Source organism: Idiomarina piscisalsi (assembly GCF_003987095.1).
In the GTDB taxonomy this organism is placed as follows: Bacteria; Pseudomonadota; Gammaproteobacteria; order Enterobacterales; family Alteromonadaceae; genus Idiomarina; species Idiomarina piscisalsi.
Genome location: NZ_PIQA01000006.1, coordinates 39,682 through 59,006, shown reverse-complemented (window position 1 = coordinate 59,006; position 19,325 = coordinate 39,682). Strand labels below are relative to the sequence as shown.

At 47.6% G+C, this 19,325-nt stretch carries 18 protein-coding genes; 14 read left to right on the top strand and 4 right to left on the bottom strand.

Annotated features, from left to right (window positions below; all coding sequences use genetic code 11):
- The first annotated feature begins 4 nt into the window (after positions 1 to 4).
- From CWI73_RS08340 to CWI73_RS08325, 4 genes are read left to right on the top strand one after another with little or no spacing between them, the layout of a single operon-like run.
- Positions 5 to 562: a YqgE/AlgH family protein gene (locus CWI73_RS08340; RefSeq protein ID WP_126752356.1), complete on the top strand. Its 558-nt coding sequence runs from the start codon at positions 5 to 7 to the stop codon at positions 560 to 562.
- Positions 559 to 993: a Holliday junction resolvase RuvX gene (ruvX, locus tag CWI73_RS08335; protein WP_126752355.1), complete on the top strand. Its 435-nt coding sequence runs from the start codon at positions 559 to 561 to the stop codon at positions 991 to 993. The genes CWI73_RS08340 and ruvX overlap by 4 nt, the downstream gene beginning before the upstream one ends.
- A gap of 37 nt (positions 994 to 1,030) precedes the next feature.
- On the top strand, positions 1,031 to 1,321 hold the full coding sequence (locus CWI73_RS08330) for a hypothetical protein (protein ID WP_088767455.1): 291 nt from the start codon (positions 1,031 to 1,033) through the stop codon (positions 1,319 to 1,321).
- 19 nt (positions 1,322 to 1,340) lie between these two features.
- Positions 1,341 to 2,309 (top strand): hypothetical protein, encoded by a 969-nt coding sequence (locus CWI73_RS08325; protein ID WP_241968874.1) that lies wholly within the window; start codon positions 1,341 to 1,343, stop codon positions 2,307 to 2,309.
- 10 nt (positions 2,310 to 2,319) lie between these two features.
- On the opposite strand, the gene CWI73_RS08320 is transcribed toward CWI73_RS08325, so the two are convergent.
- The gene (locus CWI73_RS08320; protein WP_126752354.1) at positions 2,320 to 3,708 is read right to left on the bottom strand and encodes a PhoH family protein; all 1,389 of its coding nucleotides are present in this window, start codon (positions 3,706 to 3,708) and stop codon (positions 2,320 to 2,322) included.
- 148 nt (positions 3,709 to 3,856) lie between these two features.
- On the opposite strand from CWI73_RS08320, the gene rapA reads away from it, so the two are divergent.
- The 3 genes from rapA to CWI73_RS08305 are packed head-to-tail and all read left to right on the top strand — an operon-like array spanning position 3,857 to position 8,019.
- Positions 3,857 to 6,517: an RNA polymerase-associated protein RapA gene (gene rapA / locus CWI73_RS08315; protein WP_126752353.1), complete on the top strand. Its 2,661-nt coding sequence runs from the start codon at positions 3,857 to 3,859 to the stop codon at positions 6,515 to 6,517.
- A complete protein-coding gene (locus CWI73_RS08310) occupies positions 6,517 to 7,173 on the top strand; it encodes a pseudouridine synthase (RefSeq protein ID WP_126752352.1) in 657 nt (218 codons plus the stop codon). The genes rapA and CWI73_RS08310 overlap by 1 nt, the downstream gene beginning before the upstream one ends.
- A 54-nt stretch (positions 7,174 to 7,227) precedes the next feature.
- Entirely contained in the window at positions 7,228 to 8,019 is a 792-nt protein-coding gene (locus tag CWI73_RS08305) for a DUF3530 family protein (protein ID WP_126752351.1), read from the top strand.
- A 6-nt stretch (positions 8,020 to 8,025) separates the two neighbouring features.
- On the opposite strand, the gene djlA is transcribed toward CWI73_RS08305, so the two are convergent.
- From djlA to CWI73_RS08290, 3 genes are read right to left on the bottom strand one after another with little or no spacing between them, the layout of a single operon-like run.
- The gene (gene djlA / locus CWI73_RS08300; RefSeq protein ID WP_126752350.1) at positions 8,026 to 8,862 is read right to left on the bottom strand and encodes a co-chaperone DjlA; all 837 of its coding nucleotides are present in this window, start codon (positions 8,860 to 8,862) and stop codon (positions 8,026 to 8,028) included.
- Positions 8,859 to 9,536, bottom strand: a complete 678-nt coding sequence (murU, locus tag CWI73_RS08295) for an N-acetylmuramate alpha-1-phosphate uridylyltransferase MurU (RefSeq protein ID WP_126752349.1) — start codon at positions 9,534 to 9,536, stop codon at positions 8,859 to 8,861. The genes djlA and murU overlap by 4 nt, the downstream gene beginning before the upstream one ends.
- The gene (locus CWI73_RS08290) at positions 9,533 to 10,534 is read right to left on the bottom strand and encodes an aminoglycoside phosphotransferase family protein (RefSeq protein WP_126752348.1); all 1,002 of its coding nucleotides are present in this window, start codon (positions 10,532 to 10,534) and stop codon (positions 9,533 to 9,535) included. The genes murU and CWI73_RS08290 overlap by 4 nt, the downstream gene beginning before the upstream one ends.
- Before the next feature lie 125 nt (positions 10,535 to 10,659).
- Here CWI73_RS08290 and CWI73_RS08285 point away from each other — a divergent pair, with 125 nt between their 5' ends.
- From CWI73_RS08285 to CWI73_RS08255, 7 genes are read left to right on the top strand one after another with little or no spacing between them, the layout of a single operon-like run.
- Positions 10,660 to 12,951, top strand: a complete 2,292-nt coding sequence (locus tag CWI73_RS08285; RefSeq protein ID WP_126752347.1) for an LPS-assembly protein LptD — start codon at positions 10,660 to 10,662, stop codon at positions 12,949 to 12,951.
- 11 nt (positions 12,952 to 12,962) lie between these two features.
- A complete protein-coding gene (gene surA / locus CWI73_RS08280; protein ID WP_126752346.1) occupies positions 12,963 to 14,261 on the top strand; it encodes a peptidylprolyl isomerase SurA in 1,299 nt (432 codons plus the stop codon).
- Complete coding sequence (gene pdxA / locus CWI73_RS08275; protein ID WP_126752345.1) at positions 14,258 to 15,250, top strand: 4-hydroxythreonine-4-phosphate dehydrogenase PdxA; 993 nt, start codon at positions 14,258 to 14,260, stop codon at positions 15,248 to 15,250. Before surA ends, pdxA begins: the two co-directional genes overlap by 4 nt.
- Entirely contained in the window at positions 15,243 to 16,061 is an 819-nt protein-coding gene (gene rsmA, locus CWI73_RS08270; protein WP_126752344.1) for a 16S rRNA (adenine(1518)-N(6)/adenine(1519)-N(6))-dimethyltransferase RsmA, read from the top strand. Before pdxA ends, rsmA begins: the two co-directional genes overlap by 8 nt.
- A gap of 3 nt (positions 16,062 to 16,064) precedes the next feature.
- Positions 16,065 to 16,436: a Co2+/Mg2+ efflux protein ApaG gene (apaG, locus tag CWI73_RS08265; RefSeq protein ID WP_053953891.1), complete on the top strand. Its 372-nt coding sequence runs from the start codon at positions 16,065 to 16,067 to the stop codon at positions 16,434 to 16,436.
- Between the two features lie 2 nt (positions 16,437 to 16,438).
- Positions 16,439 to 17,251: a symmetrical bis(5'-nucleosyl)-tetraphosphatase gene (locus tag CWI73_RS08260; protein ID WP_126752343.1), complete on the top strand. Its 813-nt coding sequence runs from the start codon at positions 16,439 to 16,441 to the stop codon at positions 17,249 to 17,251.
- A 38-nt stretch (positions 17,252 to 17,289) separates the two neighbouring features.
- Positions 17,290 to 19,290, top strand: coding sequence for a methyl-accepting chemotaxis protein (locus tag CWI73_RS08255; protein WP_126752342.1), 2,001 nt, complete (start codon positions 17,290 to 17,292; stop codon positions 19,288 to 19,290).
- Positions 19,291 to 19,325 lie beyond the last annotated feature (35 nt).

Genomic DNA, 19,325 nt, shown 5'->3' with positions numbered 1-19,325 from the left:
ATCGATGAACAGCTTACAAAACCATTTTTTGATAGCAACACCCATGCTAAACGATCCAGCGTTTAAACGGACCGTTACCTACATTTGTGAGCACAATGAAGAGGGCGCTATGGGGCTGGTCATTAACCAGCCTGCGGAGCTCAGCGTAACGTCGTTACTGGACAAATTAGAAATTGTTTACCCTGATAACAACGAGTATCTGCAAGGCCAGGTTTACCAAGGTGGTCCTATCGGTCGTGAGCGTGGCTTTGTTATTCATCCGCCGCAAGACAATTGGCGCGCCAGCCTGAAAATGAGCGACGATATTATGGTCACCACATCGCGTGATATTTTGGAGGCGCTGGGCTCCTCGGCCGCACCGCAGCACTTTTTGCTGACACTGGGTTACGCGGGTTGGGAAGCGGGCCAACTAGAAGAGGAAATGGAAGAAAACTCTTGGTTAGCGATACCTGCCGACCCTGAGCTTTTATTCAATACTCCTGTCAGTGAACGGTGGCAAAAAGCAACCGAGAAACTCGGTTTCGATGTCTGGAAATTAGCGCCTGACGTGGGACACGCATGAGCACAATAATTGGCTTTGACTTTGGCACCAAAAGTATCGGAGTCGCCGTTGGTCAAAGTGTTACCGGGACAGCGTCACCGCTTAGCGCTTTAAAAGCCAAAGACGGCATTCCTAACTGGGACGCTATAGAGCAATTATTTAAAGAGTGGCAGCCTGAACGACTGGTTGTGGGGCTGCCATTAAATATGGATGGTACCGAACAACCACTGACTCAACGTGCCAAAAAGTTCGGTAATCGCTTACACGGACGTTTCGGCTTGCCCGTATCTTTTCAAGACGAACGGTTGACTTCAACAGCTGCACGCGAAGAGCTATTTAACAGTGGCGGCTATAAAAAACTCGAAAAAGGACTTGTCGATAGTCAAGCCGCACTGCTAATTGTCGAGGATTTCTTGAGCAATTCTTTGCCAACAAGCAATAATTCGTTATAGTGTGCTCAGTAATCAGTTGATGTGACAGGAGCTGACCTTGTTTGGTAACGAAGAACCGTATTCAGTTACGGGCAATACAATTCTCTTAAAAGATGAAAATAAAAAACTTCTCTTAATCACCGGCGCGAAATACGACAATATTCTCGTATCACGCAGCGGTGTTGAGTTTACTGATTTGCCGCCAGAGCGTCGCCCTGGACTCCGGCTGGTCTCTTTACTAGAGGTCTTTAAGAAAGAAAAAACCTACTTTTTTGTCCGTGCGGGCGGTGTCGAGTACCAAATCGACCTTAAATTCGAAGAAAGCCCCATTACGGAAATGAAGTTTTAAGGACGTTAAGGAAGCCAGCGTGACACATCATACCGGTGCGTTTTTCTGGCTTTTTCTCAGTTTTTTACTGTTATTTTCCTCGAGCAGCCTTGCTCAATCTTTTTTTCAGCTTGATGAAAAAGACAACCAACTCCACTTTTCGTATCACTGGGACGACTTCGATGGTAATCAAAACACCATAGAGTTTTCCGCTCACAAAAAAGACTTTCTGGAACCCTTAAAGCGTTATCGCGGGTTTAATCGTGAACGCAGTCAGCGTGAATTGAGCCGCCAGCTCAACCGATACATTCGCCAGCAAAATTGGCGAGGTATTCAAGCAAAACTAACCCCCAGGCAGCAAAGCGTGGAACTAGTGACAAGTAGGGCGAGAAGTCAAGAGCAGCAAAATCAACTCGAGCAGTACAAGAGACGCTTGCGCGAGTATTACAATGAGCGCTGGACTGACTATCTGGACTCTAATTTCTACGAAAGTATATCACTGCCACCTGGAGAGCGAGGTATCATTCCAGACCATGCCGCTATAGCCAGGGAAATGGAGAACGTCATAAAGCCGCTAATTAATGCGATTGGCGAGCAGTTGGGTGACAATACACAGCGAAATTACATTAATTATGTGACCAGTTTCCTACAGCAAATACCTTACAACGAATTGACCAACAAACTCGACAGCCGGGGCGATGGCTTTATTCCACCGAATCAACTGATTTATTACAACCAAGGCGACTGCGACAGCAAAGTGACGCTAATGACGGCCATTATGCGTAACATTATCAATAACGCTAAAATGGCAATTATTTACTTACCCGAGCATGCGGTTTTCGGTATTAATATGAGCAAGCGTGATAATGACACGACCATTGAGCATGAAGGCATTCAGTACGTGCTGGTTGATGTTACCGGCCCCGCCGCTATGCCGGCGGGAACCGTAGGTGAAGATACCGAGTTTCATATTCGCACCGGTCAGTACACTGTAAAACCCGTGAATTAATTTTCCCGCTTTATAAATGCTCTTCCGCAAATTGCGCCAAGGAGCTGCGTACCACACCGTTTAAGTTCACAGTCGCACTGCCCGGGTAGTCTTTAAAACGTTCCACAATATAAGTCAGGCCCGATGTGACCGCGGTTAAGTAATAACTGTCTATTTGCGCCAGGTTCCCCGATACAATCAATTTAGTGTTCTCCCCACAGCGAGTTATGAGTGTTTTAAGCTGTGAGGCCGTTAAATTCTGCGCTTCATCCAGAATGACAATGGCATTCTGAATACTGCGTCCACGCATAAAGTTTAAAGACTTAAACTGAATATTCGCCTTTTTCATAATGTAGCTAAGGCTCGACTCCATGCTTTCATCATGCTTGTGTAAAGCTTCCAGTGAGTCGGTAATAGCCGATAGCCAAGGTGCCATTTTTTCTTCTTCCGTACCTGGCAAATAGCCTATCGACTCAGCAATTTCCGGCGTATTGCGGGTCACAATAATTTTTTCATAAATGCCCTGCTCGACCACCATTTGCAAAGCCGCCGAAAGCGCCAAAAAGGTTTTCCCGCTACCGGCAGGCCCCGTTAGAATGACCATATCCATATGGGTGTCTAATAAAGCGTGCAGCGCCATTGCCTGATAAATATTTTTTGGTCGTACACCCCAGGCGTCATACGACATTAACCGTTCAACGCCTAAGTCCATAAGGGTTACCGAGTCTTTGTCGTAGGTATCCACCCGGGCCGCAAAGCTGTTGGTTTCATCAATAATATATTCATTTGCAAATATCTGCGGCAGCAACTCTCGTCCAACTGTGTGGTAAGCGTCACGGCCTTCCTGATGCGTTTCAACTTCACCGACCTGCGACCAAAAATCCCCCTCAAACTTATAAAATCCTTTGGTCAATAAGCGAATGTCGTCAATAAGCTGATCGGTACGGTAGTCTTCGACATATTTCATGCCCGCGCCTTTGGCTTTCAGGCGCATGTTGATGTCCTTTGTCACGAGAACAACCGCTGCCGGAGACTTATCTTTCTGAATCTCCAGGGCAGCCTGAATAATACGGTGGTCATTCTCGGATAAAGATAGCACCGACTCGTTTTGTTCCAACTGATAATCCGGGAATATTGCCAAGGTGCCTTGAGCGTTGTGCTCGCCGTGCATACGGCTGAGCTTCACGCCATCAATAATTTCATCCGGCCGAGCCTCTTTTAACGCCTCTTCTAAAGAACGAATTGCCACCCTCGCCTCACGGCTGACGTCTTTATTTCGGTCTTTAATTTTGTCGAGTTCTTCGAGAACAACCATTGGAATAATAACGTTGTGCTCGTCGAAGTTGAGGAAGGCAAGAGGGTCATGCAGTAGAATGTTGGTGTCGAGGATGAAGTATTTACCCGCTTTATTTTCAGACATAGGCGTTTACCTTTTGTCGTTACTGTTTAATTACAGCTTAGCCTAAAATTAATGACAAAATAGTGACACAGAGAAAATTTTTTCTCGGAATTTTTCGGCGAATTAAGTACCATTGCCGCCCTTAAATAAAGCGATTGGGAGTTCTGCAGTGAGTGAATTTAGAGTCGGCCAACGGTATCTCAGTGAAACCGAAACAGAAATGGGGCTTGGCCTTATCACACAAGCAGAGGGACGCCACATAACCGTTATGTTTCCTGCCAACGGTGAGGTGCGCTTGTATGCTGCACAAGAAGCGCCTTTAGCCCGTTACCTATTGCAGGAAGGGCAACAAGGGAAACACGCTGAGGGCTGGGCCTTTATTATTGAGGAGCTGTCTGAAGCGGCAGGCATTGTCACTTACCACGGCACACGCGAAGACACGCAAGAGAGTGTTGCTGTTCCCGAACCGCAGTTGTCGTACCAAATTGACAACAACCCAGCGCTGACCCGTTTACTGGCAGGACAAGCCGACCGCTTAGATATGTACCAATTACGCTGCGAAGCGAATCAGCATTTGGCTGCGTATCAAAACAGCGAAGTCGCCGGACTTTTGGGTGTGCGCACGCACTTACTGCCACATCAGTTATATATTGCAAAAACAGTGGCTGACCGCTACCACCCACGCGTTCTTTTAGCCGACGAAGTAGGCTTAGGTAAAACTATTGAAGCTGGCATGATCATAAAGCGCCGACTGATGACCGACCGCTCCAGTCGAGTTCTGATAGTGGTGCCTGAATCGCTCATGCATCAGTGGCTCATTGAGTTGCGCCGCCGCTTTGCTTTAAGCTTCACCCTGTTTGACGAAGAGCGTTGTGAACAAGCCTCAGAAGATACAGAAAACCCGTTTCTCACGGAACAGCATATTATTGTCAGCAGTGACTTTATTAAAGAGCCGAAATGGCAAAGTGCTTTGTCGGACGCTGATTTCGACTTACTCGTTATTGACGAAGCCCACCACTTACAACCCGACGCTGATGAGTTTGCGCAAGTCAAAGCACTGTGTGAATCCATTCCCGGACTATTGCTGTTAACAGCAACGCCTGAACAAGAGGGGTCAGAAGGACATTTCTTACGCTTGCAGCTGCTTGACCCTGATCGCTTCAATGACTACGAAGCCTTTTTAAAAGAGCAAGAGCATTACAAAGAGCTCGCCGAACAAGCAGAATCAATTACCGATAGCGAGAAACTCGATGAGCTTCTCGATAAATACGGTAGCGGCCGAGTCATGTTCCGAAATCGTCGTGCAGACATTGGCGGCTTTCCCGAGCGCCGATTCCATCCCATAGAACTGCCTGAGTTTACGCCAGAAGAGGGTATGCCCTGGTGGATGGATGACCCACGAGTCGACTGGCTCATTAACCACATTCAAGAGAATCGCAATACTAAAGCGCTCCTCATTTGTAAAACCGCTGAGCAGGTACTCGACTTATCGGAAGCATTGCGCGTTTTAGCCGGGGTTCAGGCGGCCACCTTCCATGAAGGCATGACACTGACTGAACGTGACCGTTCCGCAGCATTCTTTGCAAGTGAAGAAGACGGCAGCCCAGTGTTATTATGCTCTGAAATTGGCAGCGAAGGCCGTAACTTTCAGTTTGTTAGCCAACTGATTTTATTCGATTTGCCAACCAACCCCGATTTACTCGAGCAGCGCATTGGCCGTTTAGACCGAATTGGTCAGCAAAATACGATTGATATCTATCTGCCTTATACTTCAGGTTCAAGCGAATCCATTTTGCTGCCGTGGTATGAACAAGGCATGAATGCCTTCCGCCAGTGTAATGCCATTGGTCGTAAACTTTACGACGCCTTTGGCACCTTCATTGAAGCGGCACTTCAAAAACGTCAGCCCTTGTCCGACGACATTATTCAGCAAACTCAGGAGTTGAGTGAGGCTTGGCGTGAACTTAATAAGCAGGGTCATGACAAACTGCAGGCAATGAACGCCTGCCGACCTGAACAAGCTGAGCGCATTATTGAACATATCAATGCAGACTCAGACGTTGATACGGTTGCGGACTTTATGCTTGCATTTTGGGACCGCTTTGGTGTGAACAACGAAGTTCTGGACGAGAGCCGTTGGTTCATTCGCGCCAGCGAACACATGCGCATACCAGGGCTTCCGGGTCTGCCGGAGGATGGCATTACTGTCACTTTCGATCGTGTTACTGCATTAAATTTTGAAGATGTCGACTTTCTCAGCTGGGATCATCCGATGGTTCAGGCCGCTTTAGAGCTTCTGTCTTCAGACGACTTTGGAAGTACCTGCGTTGCGCAAATGAAAAACACGGCTATTCCAGCGGGCGCCTGGTTTCTTGAGCTGGACTTTACCAATACGGTAGTAGCGCCTGCTAAAACGGCGGTGCAGGAGTTTTGCCCGCAAGGTAACCTACGTCTGCTATTAGATAGCCAAGGCAGAGAGCTATCCGATAAAGTATCCAGAGAGTTACTTGATCAGCAAGCCAGTTTCCTTGATAAAAAAACCGCTCGCCAAATTCTTAAGCAGTTACGCGGACCGGCACAAGATCTGATACACGGCGCTCAGGACCAAGCTCGCAGTTGGCAAGAACGGCTGGTTAATGAGCAGCAAGAAAAAATCAGTGAGACCCTCCAACGCGAGCTCAACCGTTTGGAAGCATTAAAGGACGTGAACCCATCCGTTCGTGAATCAGAAATTGAAGCTCTCAAAGAGCGCCAAGCCACTTTGTTGGCCGCAACCGAGCAGCCGCAACTGTCGCTAACGGCTATTCGCATATTGGTGAATAATCACTAATGGCCCTTTTGCATTATCAGCCACCGTTAGAGCCTTACCTAAAGGTTATCTACGAGGACTCTGAATTGCTGGTGGTTGATAAGCCAGGGGGCTTGCTCAGTGTGCCTGGTAAGCATATTGATCATCGCGACTCTGTATATACCAGGGCACAGCGTGTATTACCCGATATTCGAGTTGTTCACCGACTCGACATGGCAACCTCGGGGGTCATTCTGCTGGCAAAAACTCGCCATGCTCAAAGCCATATTAGCCGTCAATTTCAGCAGCGCGTGACTAAAAAGACGTACATTGCTGACGTGTGGAGCCGCTTACCAGCGCAACAAGGCGTTGTTGAACTCCCGCTGTCATGTGACTGGCCGAACCGCCCTCGCCAACACATGGACTTTTTTACCGGCAAAGACAGCACCACGGGTTACCGCGTGTTAGCAACTAATGAAAACTATTCACGGGTTGAGCTCTACCCGCATACCGGACGTTCACACCAGCTTCGCGTGCACATGCAGGCGTTAGGTTGCCCCATTTTGGGGGACAAGTTTTACGCACACACTGACGCCTTTAACATGACTGAGCGATTACACTTACACGCTCAGTCATTAACGATTAGTCACCCTCTCACCGAGCAAACCGTTACTTTCACAAGCCCGCTGCCTTTTTAATTTTTTACGCCTCTTTATTATCAAGTTCCGTTCCCTAAAGCCGATATTACAACTATGAAACGTCATTTTCTTATCGCCTTTTTGCTGTTTTTCGTCACTGCTCCTGTGTTGAATGCACAGGACGATTTGCAGCGTTACCTTCCCGAAGACCAGCTGCATTGGTTAACGGACGGTGACGCTGCACGCTTTTTAGTGCTAAAAAAAGAATATTTACAGGCGTTTGAGAGTGGACAAATGACGCTTATTCCCGACTGGCATTATCATCCGCTGCAGTCATTTTATGTCAGTTATTTGTACAACGTGGCACCAGACTTTGGCTGGACCACCTGGGCGTTGACACCACCGGATAACACCATTCGTACAGACAACCTGCAAACGCCGGCTACAAGCACGCACTTTCCGCAGCAAGCCGATGACAGTGTATTTGAACCTTTAGTTGCTGCGCTTGAAAACCGCATAGCGCTATTGCAGGACGAGACTCTAAGCCGGCCTGGGTTTGCCGTTTGGGTTGTAGAGGGAATAACCGCTGATATTACGTTGCGGTTACTCGAAAAAACGCCCTCAATGATGCCCGATGCATTGGTGATAGTGAATGCTTACATTCCTCAGTATCATTTCAACAAGGCACTGTCGGAACGAATCGCTAAGTCGCCGCTGCCTATTCTGGATATTCGAACTGCCGAGAGTAATCATTGGCTCGACGCTCAGTGGACGTTACGAAAAAAACTCGCCACCAAATACCAACACGTTTCTTACCGTCAGCGAAAGCTACTCAGTTCCGGTAACTCAGGACAAAAAGAGCTGCGCTCTACCGTAAAAGGCTGGCTCGAATTTCACGGTTATTAACCACAACTACCGAATGTTTCGGTGTTCTTTTACCTGTTCATACGCAGCCTGAATGTCACGAGCTTTTTGCTGCGCCTGCTTCATCACCTCTTCCGGAAGCCCTTGTGAAGCCAGCTTGTCCGGATGGTGTCGCGCCATCAACTTCCGGTACGCCTTTTTAATTTCCGCATTGCTGTTTTTTTCAGTGACACCCAATATTTGGTAAGCGTCTTCTAAATCACTTTTGGTCGACGACTGGCGTCCACCGCTGCCGGTATGACTGCGCTGACGCTGTTGATGAAAGCGAAACGCCGCTTTTTCCATGATCAACCATTGGTCAAGCTGGAAGCGCGTGAAGCCCAGCGCTTTTGCCACATCCACCAGTACTTCATGTTCGGCCTTTTCCAGTACGCCATCATTCAGCGCCAGGCCAATCAGCTGTTCCATAAAGAGCTGAAGCACATCTCGATTGCCGTAAAACGACGCACTAAAATCTTTCATTACTTGTTGCAGAGGAAAAGTGGGTTCTTTGCCTTCACGAAAAGCATCTTGCGCTTCTTTGGTGGCATCTGTTCCCAGTTTTAATTGCTGCATTAAATACTGCGCTTGTGCAATGTCGCGCTCAGTCACTCGCCCTTTCGCTTTGGCCACATGCCCCATCACCGCAAATAGGGTATAAATAAAGTTTGCATCCCCCACCGCTTTTTCAGCACCGTATAAGAAGCGTCCCCAGGCACCCCGCTTGGAAAAATCCTGAGCCATACCACGGTCAAACCAATGACCAACCAACGCCCCCAAAATCGCTCCGGGCCACTTCATAAAAGCGAAACCAGCCAACGCACCTATTACCTTTCCCCAAATCATTGATACTTCCTTACTTGTTGATTCAGTTGCTCAAGCCGCTCGGGTGTGCCTACATCTGTCCAAAGACCTTTCATTACAGAGGCAAGGACGTTTTGTTCTGATATGGCTTTCTCAAAAAACGGTTTTAACGGAAGTTTGCCCTCAGGGTATGGCTGCAGTAACTCTTTTCGATACAAGCCAATACCCGCAAAGGTTTTTGATTCACCTAGCGGCTTTTCAACTAAGCAGCCGTCGACAACACCAAAGTCACCGTCAGGATTATGCGGTGGGTTATCAACCATCAGCAAATGCGCCAGCTTATCATCGGGTAGGCTTTTCGGCAGCTCAGAGTAATCCCAGTCTGTCCAAATATCCCCGTTAATGACCCAGAAAGGATCATCTCCGAGCAGCGGCAGCGCTTGAATAATACCGCCGGCGGTTTCAAGTCCGCCCTCGGGCTCCGGAGAGAATGACACCTGAATCTGCCAGTCAGAGCCGTCTCCAACAAAGTGTTCAATTTGCTCGCCTTTCCAGGCATGGTTAATAACCACTTCAGTCACTCCTGCCTTCGCGAGCTTTTCTAAGTGGTAAGCCAACAAGGGCTTTCCGGCGACAGGCAGCAGAGGTTTCGGCTGGTTATCCGTCAATGGACGCATACGCTGCCCGCTACCTGCAGCTAAAATCATTGCTTTCATTGCTGCTCCCACGCCGGCAACACACGTTCATTGAGCCAGGCGTTATATTCTTTCAGCTCACTGTATCGCTGGCTTACGCGTTCTAAATAACCCAAGGTTCTGGGCACGTCCTGCAGGTACCCTGGCTTTTTGTCGCGATGGGCCAGGCGTGCAAAAATGCCTGCCGCTTTGGTATGCCGCTGCATGCCCATTAAGTCAAACCACTGTTGCCACTGGGCTAAGCCAGTCTGTGCTGCTAATCGGTTCGTTTCTATTAAATGTTGGCGCAAACGATCACTCAACTCATCAACCAATTCATCGGGCCACTCAATATAGCAGTCGCGCAATAGCGACACAGCGTCATAAGTAATGGGGCCCACTACTGCATCCTGAAAGTCGATAATGCCAATACGGTCATCGCTGAGCAGCATTAAGTTTCTGGAATGATAGTCGCGATGCACGCCAACCTGGGGTTGTGACAATGCATTACTGATCATTTTGTCGCAAAAGTCCTTCCAAATGCGCTCATCTTCAGGCTGCCAGCTTATGGTTAAATGAGTACCCAATAACCAGTCTTTGAACAGCCCTAACTCACGTTCCAACAGCGCTTTATCAAACTTGGGCAAGTCCCCTTTTCGGGTATTGGTGACATCCATAATGTTAGGTAATGCAGCAAGGGCTTGCTCATAAAATTGACGGGCATTGCGCGCGTGAAGCTTACTCAGTAACAAAATTTGGCCAAAATCTGACTGCAGCATAAAGCCATGTTCAGTGTCAGCCGCAATCACTTCCGGTACAGTAACGCCAGCATCACGGTATGCTTCAGCAACCGCCAAAAAAGGTTCCATAGGCTCTTTATCTGGAGGACAGTCAACCGCAATAAGGCTCTCACGGCCGTTAGTCGCTCTAAAATAACGACGAAAACTGGCATCTCCCGACACCACTTCCAGGGTAGGTTGTGTTACTCCGGTTTGCGACTCACACCAGGCTTGCAGAGCCAGCTCTCGCTTGTCTTCCAAAATGTCCTCCAGAAATATGCTTTATGTGCCTAAACTTGCAGTGTATCAAATAGCGAAACAAACAAAATTGCTTTATTATATTGCCCTTTACGCAGATACAATAACGCTAACAACAACAAAAACGGATGACTCATTTGTTACTTAGGCTTACCACAGTAACGTCGCTACTGGCTGTCCTGCTTTTAACGCTTTCAGGTTTGGCATCAGCAGCGCCGCAAAATTCAGTATCCCAACCTATGGTATGCCAGGCAGTGCCTGTTGAGAGCATCGCCGATAAGTCCGTGCGCCTGCAAGCAACAAAGGCAGGTGAGATAGGCGTTGAGTCTAAGTCGGCTCGTATTTTATCTAATGACAAAGCTTACTTTGAAGGTAACGTCATTATTCAACGCAATGGGCAATGGCTATCTACTCAGGCCGCAACCCTTGATCAGCAAAAAGGACAAATTGAAGCCAGCAATGGTATTAATTTCAGCGATGGCTACTTGAGCGTCAGTGGTGAATCGCTGTTTCTGGATTTAAACAGCAACGAAGCCCGACTTTACTCCAGCGACTACCGACTGGCGAACGTCAACGCTCGGGGACACGCCGAACTGCTGTCCTTGTCACAGCAACAAGTGTTTTTGCAGGACTCCAGCTTCACTACCTGCCCCGGCGACACGCCAGCCTGGCAATTAAGAGCAGAGCGCATTGAAATAGATGAGAACAGCGACTTCGGTGAAGCCTGGCATGCCCGTTTCGAGCTATTTGACGTACCCATTCTTTATTTGCCGTACTTCAACTTCCCGATAAGCGATGCCCGCAAAACCGGCTTTTTGTATCCAACCTTTGACTCGTCATCTAATAACGGCTTTGAAGTTGAAGTTCCTTATTACTTCAATATTGCACCAAACATGGATGCCACAGTAGCGCCGGTTTATATGTCTGAGCGCGGCACCATGCTGACCGGGGAGTATCGTTATTTATTTGATGAAAGCGTTGGCCAGCTAAACCTTGAATATTTAAATAATGACAAAGCTATTGTCACCGAAGACAGTCGTTACCTTTGGCATGTTCAACATAAAACCCAATTTAACGATAAGTTGAGCTTGTACCTCGACGGCACACAAATAAGTGACGATAACTACTTAAATGATTTTGGCAGCGACTTTGCCGGGCGCGCCGACACCCACTTATACCGGGTAGCTCAACTTGATTACACCAATGAGAACTGGACGGCTCAGGTTCGAACGGAAGATTACGAGATTTTAGGCGACTACTTAAGCCCTTTCCGAACGCTGCCGCAAATAAGCCTGAACTATCAGCAAAATAGGTTTACCGGTTTTAGCACTAACCTTTATACTGAGCTCACCTATTTCCAGAATCAGGACAGAGCGAGTAATTACGCGACGCGAGCTCATATCGAACCTAGCTTCAAGTACCGCTATGAAAAACCGGCTTTTGACGCAGAAGCTGAACTGTCTTACTTATTTACTCGCTACCAGCAACAAAGCGACGACCCCGGGCTAGACGAAGATGTCACCCGGACACTGCCCAGAGCGCGACTGCAGGCTCAATTGCATTTAGAAAGAAGCACCAGCGATGGCCACCGTCAAACCTTGTCGCCGCAAATTCAGTACTTATATGTACCTTATGAAAATCAGCAGAACATCGGCATTTACGACACGGCCCTCTTGCAGGACGACTATTACGGTTTATTTCGCAGCCGTCGTTTCTCCGGGCTTGATCGTATTGCCGAAGCCAACCAGATAACTTACGGCCTAACCACCAGCCTCTTTACAGATAATGAGCGCGAAGTATTACGAGCCAGTCTCGGGCAAATATATAACATTGAAGACAGCCGAACAGCACTGTTAATTGAGGAAACAGAAGAGCCAACCTTTACTTCCAGTAACAGCGAATGGGTGGCGGATATCAACTGGGCTATGACTGACGAGTGGTCACTGAAAAGTTCGATTCAATACGATACGGAACTTAACAGCACTCGTAAGAGTCAGACCGCACTGGAGTACCGGAAAAACAGCAGTAATTTGGTGCAGGTGAGTCATCGTAAAGCCACCAACATTCTTAACAACGATATTGAGCAAGTGGGTACTCAGGCCGTATTTGCCGCCAGTAAACAATGGCAAGTCGCCGCCAATGTGTTTTATGACTTAACACACGACCGGGTAAATGATGCTATGGTAGGCGTTCAATATAGTAATTGCTGTTGGGCTGTTCGCGTCAGTGCTTACCGACGCATTAATCGTGACCTTGAACCAGCATTTAACAATGCGACAATCAACGCTGGTACCGAGTTTGACAATGGTATTAGCATACAATTTATTATTAGCGGTTTAGCCTCTGACAACCGGGGGCTGATAGATATGCTTGAGAAAAGTACGTACGGTTATCGCCGTCCTTTTTATCTCAGTAACTAGTGGTAGGTAGAATGAAAAAATTGGTAGCTTTTTTTGCATCGGCAATGCTTCTGGCGACGCCTTTGCTGGTCAGTAATACAACTCACGCACAACAACTTCTGGACCGGGTTGTTGTGGTTGTTGATGATGGCGTTGTATTACAAAGCCAAATTGATCAACTGGTGCAACAAGTAAAAGCCGGTAACAACTTCAACTCTGCGAACGCACCTTCTGACGAAGTGTTGGAAACTCAGGCTATAGAGCGACTGATTTTGCAGGAAATTCAACTGCAAATGGCTGATAGAATGGGCATTGAGGTTAATGACTCTCAACTGGAGCAAGCCATTAACGGTATTGCGCAAGAGCAGAACCTGAGCATTGATGAGCTCCGCCAAAAAATGGCTGACAATGGTATTAGTTGGGCAAGCTACCGTGAGAACGTTCGTAATGAAATTACCATCCAGCAAGTTCAGCGCGCAGCCGTTCAACAACGTGTTTCTATTACGCCTCAGGAAATTAATAACCTGGTCAAGCTAATAGACAGTAACCAAAGCACTCAAACCGAATACCGCTTAGGGCAAATTCTTATCGCTGCAGACTCTAATTCATCGCAAAGTGAGTTGGAAAAAGCGAAAGATCGTGCTGACACCGTCCTTCGTTTACTGGACGAAGGCAGCGACTTTTCTGACTTAGCAATTCGCTCCTCTTCAGGCTCTGCCGCATTAGATGGCGGTGACATGGGCTGGATGACAATTAACAGCATGCCAACCTTGTTCGCAGAAGCGGTGGAAGGAAAACCTGCTGGTGAAGTGGTTGGCCCTATTCGCAGTGGTGTTGGTTTCCATATTCTGAAAGTTCAGGACAAACGCGGCGAGCAAACCGTTGAAGTCGAAGAAGTGAAAGCTCGACACATTCTTATTCAGCCATCAGTAATTTTATCGGACAATAAAGCAAAAGAAATGCTAAACACATTCCGCGAACAAATTGCTGCCGGCGAGAAAACCTTTGACGAATTAGCCAAAGAGCATTCGTCAGACCCGGGTTCTGCATCACGCGGTGGTGACCTAGGCTGGGCTCGTCCTGACAAGTACGCGCCTGAGTTTAAAGAGAAAGTAGAAACCATTGCTGCAAATACCATTAGTGAACCCTTTAAGACTCAGTTCGGTTGGCACATTGTCGAAGTGACAGACAGACGCACAACCGACGCAACGGACGAAAGCAAACAAGAGCGTGCTTACCAAATGTTGTTTAGTCGTAAGTTCCGTGAAGAGTTGGACAACTGGCAGCAGGAAATGCGCGATCAAGCTTACATAAGACGGGTTGCTGAGTGAGTTACCCAACCCTGATATTTACTCCGGGCGAGCCCGCTGGTATTGGCCCGGATTTAATTTTAAAAGTGGCGCAGCAGCCCTTAGAGGCTGCTGTTGTCGTTTGTGCTGATAAAAATATGCTGAGGGAAAGGGCAGAGCTTCTGAACTTGCCGGTGACGTTCCATAAGTACGAAAAGGGGCAAAAAGTGCCCAAGCACGAAGCCGGGCACTTATGGGTAGAGCATTTGCCGGTTTGTGAGCCAGTAACAGCGGGTGAACTTACCGTCGCCAATGGCCATTACGTTGTTGATTGCTTAAAGCGCGCCTCAGACGGCAACCTTGCCGGAGAGTTCGACGCTATAGTGACAGGTCCCGTGCATAAAGGTGTAATTAATCAGGCCGGTGTCGCGTTTTCCGGACACACGGAGTTTTTAGCTCACGAGGCTGACTGTAATGACGTTGTCATGATGCTGGCAACCGAGGGGTTACGCGTTGCATTAGTCACCACTCACATACCTTTGGCGTACGTTTCCAGAGCAATTACCAAAGAACGCTTAACCAATATTTTGACGATTTTGCACAACGACTTGACCAATAAGTTTGGAGAAGTTCAGCCTAAAATTTTAGTGTGCGGTTTGAACCCCCATGCGGGTGAATCCGGACATTTAGGTCATGAGGAAATTGATACCATTGCGCCAGTCATCGAAACGCTCAATGCCGGCGGTATGAACTTACATGGCCCATACCCGGCTGATACCATCTTTCAGCCCAAATATTTAGACGACGCCAGTGCTGTTGTCGCCATGTACCATGACCAGGGGCTGCCGGTCTTAAAATACAAAGGCTTTGGGCAAGCGGTCAATATTACACTCGGTCTGCCCTACATTAGAACATCGGTTGACCATGGTACGGCACTCGACTTAGCGGGTACCGGCAATATAAACGACGGTAGCTGCCGCTTGGCAATACAAACCGCTATTGATATGGCAAACGCAAGTTATTATGAGTAAACACCACAATCATTCCCAGACCCACCTGGGTCACCGCGCTCGTAAGCGCTTCGGTCAAAACTTTTTAAATGACGATGGCATTATTGAAGAAATAGTGGATGCCATTAACCCTGAACCAGGCGAAAACTTAATTGAAATTGGTCCCGGTTTAGCTGCATTAACCGAGCCAGTAGCCGATCGCAGCGGTCATTTGAAAGTTGTCGAAATTGACCGTGACTTGGTTGAACGCTTGCGTACGCACCCGTTTTTAAACCAAAAGCTGGACGTCATAGAAGCCGATGCACTTAAGACTGACTTTCGCCAATTTGCCGCGGAAAAGCCAGCTCGTGTGTTCGGTAACTTACCTTACAATATATCCACGCCATTAATTTTTCATTTACTGTCGTTCGCAGACAGCATTGAAGATATGCATTTTATGCTGCAAAAAGAAGTGGTCGACCGATTAGCGGCACAGCCCGGCTCAAAAAACTATGGTCGCATTAGTGTGGGTGTACAACAGGCTTGTGAAGTGACGCCCGTTGTTTACGTGCCACCATCAGCGTTTACACCACCACCCAAGGTAGAATCAGCCGTAGTACGTTTAACGCCTTATAAAGACAGTCCGTACCCGGTTAAAGACCGCAAACAGCTACACAGTTTGTGTTTGACAGCCTTTAATCAACGTCGTAAAACAATAAGAAATAACCTCAAAGGGCTAATACCCGCTGAACAGTTAGAGTCTCTGGGTATTGATCCATCAGCAAGACCAGAAACGCTATCCGTTGAGGATTATTGCAAGCTTTCAGATTGGTTAACTGAGCAGGCTGAGTAATTTATGGCAGGCATAATCGAGATTGAAGTCAATACACACTACTTATCGGCACAGTCTTCTCCTGAGTCTGAGCAATATGTATTTTCGTATACCATCACCATTACGAATACGACCTCTCAGCAGGTACAACTGCTGGCTCGAGAATGGCGCATTACCGATGCTGAAAATAAGATCACTCGAGTAGCCGGTGACGGGGTTGTTGGTCAGCAGCCTGTTTTACAAGCAGGCGAGTCTTTCAGCTATACCAGTGGCACTGTCTTAGCGACTCCCATTGGCACAATGGAAGGCCATTACGTGATGATCGACGAAAACGGTGAGCAATTTAAAGCGGATATTCCGTCTTTCCGCCTCGCTATTCCGAATATTATTCATTAATTATGGCAACTTACGCAGTCGGTGACATTCAGGGGTGTTACCGTGAGCTTATGGCATTACTGGAAACCGTTGGCTTTAGCCATAAAACGGATCAACTTTGGTGCGTTGGCGACATAGTCGCGCGGGGGCCTGATTCAGCAGACGCCATCCGCTTTTTTTATGAGAATGAACACTCCGTCCACACGGTACTGGGTAACCACGACCTTAACTTAGTGGCTGTGTTACTTGGACATAGAGAAGCAAAACGTAACGACAAACTCAGCGGTATTTTAACGGCATCGGAGAAGCTGGATTGGGTAGATTGGTTACGCAGTCAGCCGCTCATGCAACAGTTAAACCCATCGACCGTTATTTCACACGCTGGAATTTACCCGTGGTGGTCTGTCGAAGAAGCTCAAACTTATGCCGACGAGGTTTCCGCTGTACTAAACAGCAGTGACTTTGAAGACTTTATTAAAAGTATGTTTAGTAACAAGCCTTCAAAATGGGACTCAAGTCTTAGCGGATTTGACCGATACCGTTTTATAGTGAACGTATTTACACGAATGCGCTATTGTCACCGAAACGGCGAGTTGGATTTAACTCGTAAAGATGATCCGAATCAACATTCGTCGCACGATGACCTGCAGCCGTGGTTTAACTTTTGGTCAGGCAATGACTATCGGTTATTATTCGGACATTGGGCTGCATTGATGGGCAACACCCATCGCCAGGACATTCTTGCGTTAGATACCGGATGTGTTTGGGGACAATACATGACGCTGTACGATCTGAGTAACGACAAATTTTACTACCAGAATGCGTTTAGTGCTTAGAATACAAAGATAATCATTGCTGTGCTGAGGAAGGTTTCATGAAAATAACGGTTGCTATGCGAGTGATTGGTGGCTTTGCCATCATAACCCTGCTTTTACTCGTCATCAGTTTGAGTTCACTGTTTAACATCAACAGTATTGGCTCATCCGTCGACAACGTTAACGACAAAGCCATGCCAGCATTGAACGAAGTTGCTGCCATTAAAGTTGATACGCTCGAGCTCTCGGGTCTTCAGCTCGAAACTTACTATGCGGAATCATTATCGGCAATAGATTCATACCGCGGTGAATTTGACGCCTCTCAAGAGTCGCTCATGAGCTCTTTAGAAGACCTTCAACGACTAATCAAGGGTGAAGGGCAAAGCGCACTTATTAACAACACAGAAGCTGCAGTAACACAGTACGTTGACCTTATTGATCAACTGTTTAACTATCAGCGTGAGTACCTTGAACTTCGAAGCACCACCGCCGATCAGCTTGACGAAATAGCCTTCAATATAGATGACGCAGCCATCATGCTACTCGATACCATGGATATGTCGAATAACGAAGTCGTTTCGCGTGAGGCTAGTAACGTTGAGTCGTCCCTATCCAGTTTAATTACTCTCATGTACGATTTAAATAAGGCTAACGACCTTGACTCAGCAAACGTTATTAAGAGCGAGATTGATATCAATATCGACAGCATTCGTCCTCGTCTCGAAGCATTAGACAATGAATCGACAGGTAGTGCTGAGCAAATGGTCGACGATGCGGTAACAACAGTACGTAACGCCATCGACCAACTGCAGGGCGCAGGCTCTTATCCGGAAAACGTTATTTTGCGCCAGCAGCGTCGCGTCGATGCAGGCCAAACCCTTGAGCAGGCGCAGCAACAGTCTGATACTCTGATGACGCAAACCGACGAGCTACAAACTGCCGTCCGCGGCATAGCCGAAGACAGCCGTAACTCAGCAGCAGATTCAATTTCAACCAGCAGCTGGATAAACAGCATTATTACGGTTATTTCTATTGCATTAGCCGTGCTGATTTCCTGGTTAACTGTACGCAGTATCAGCCGACCTCTGTCGCGTGTTAACCACATGCTGAATATTATGGCAGAAGGTAACCTGACTGAGCGTGTTGATTATGACGCACAAGATGAATTTGGTGAATTGGCAACAAACACCAATAAATTAACAGGCAACCTTCGCAAGCTTATTGAAGGCATAGCGAACCGTGCTACACAACTGGCAACGGCAGCCGAGCAATCATCAAATGTATCTGACGAAACTACCAACGCAATAGATGAGCAACGCCGTCAAATTGAACAGGTTGCGACTGCGACGCAAGAAATGAACAATACCGCCAGTGAAATGGCTGAAGGCGCTGACCAGGCTCTACGCGAAATTCAGCATTCTGACGATGAAGCAAAACGTGTCCGTGAAATTTCGAATAAGAACCGCTCTACTATTGAGCAGTTAGCTCACGAAATTCAGGGCGCATCCCAGGTCATCGATCAACTGTCTGAGAACAGCAGTAATATCGGTGGCATCCTGGACGTTATCCGCGGTATTGCTGACCAAACCAACTTACTGGCACTAAACGCAGCTATTGAGGCCGCACGTGCCGGTGAGCAAGGCCGGGGCTTCGCGGTAGTTGCGGATGAAGTGAGAACGCTGGCAAGTCGCACTCAAGAGTCTACTGAAGAAATTCAGGACATGATTGAGAGCTTACAGACTGACTCGAAGCGCGCAGTAGAGGTTATGAACCGGGGTCGCGAACAGGCGGAGCTGAGCGTTCAACAGTCAGACGAAGCAGCCCAGGCACTACAATCAATTACTGAATCGGTGCATCAAGCCTCTGACAGCAGTAACCACATTGCTAACGCAGCACAAGAGCAAAGCCGCACTGCGCACGACATCAGTGAGCGACTTGAGTCAATTGTTTCTATTGCCGAGCAAACCGCCTCAGGCTCTAAACAAACAGCCCAGGCTTCAAATGAAGTGGCTAAACTTGCTGACGAATTACAAGACTCCATTAAGAGCTTCAGAGTGTAATTCGAATCTAACCATCAAGTATAAAAAACGCCGGC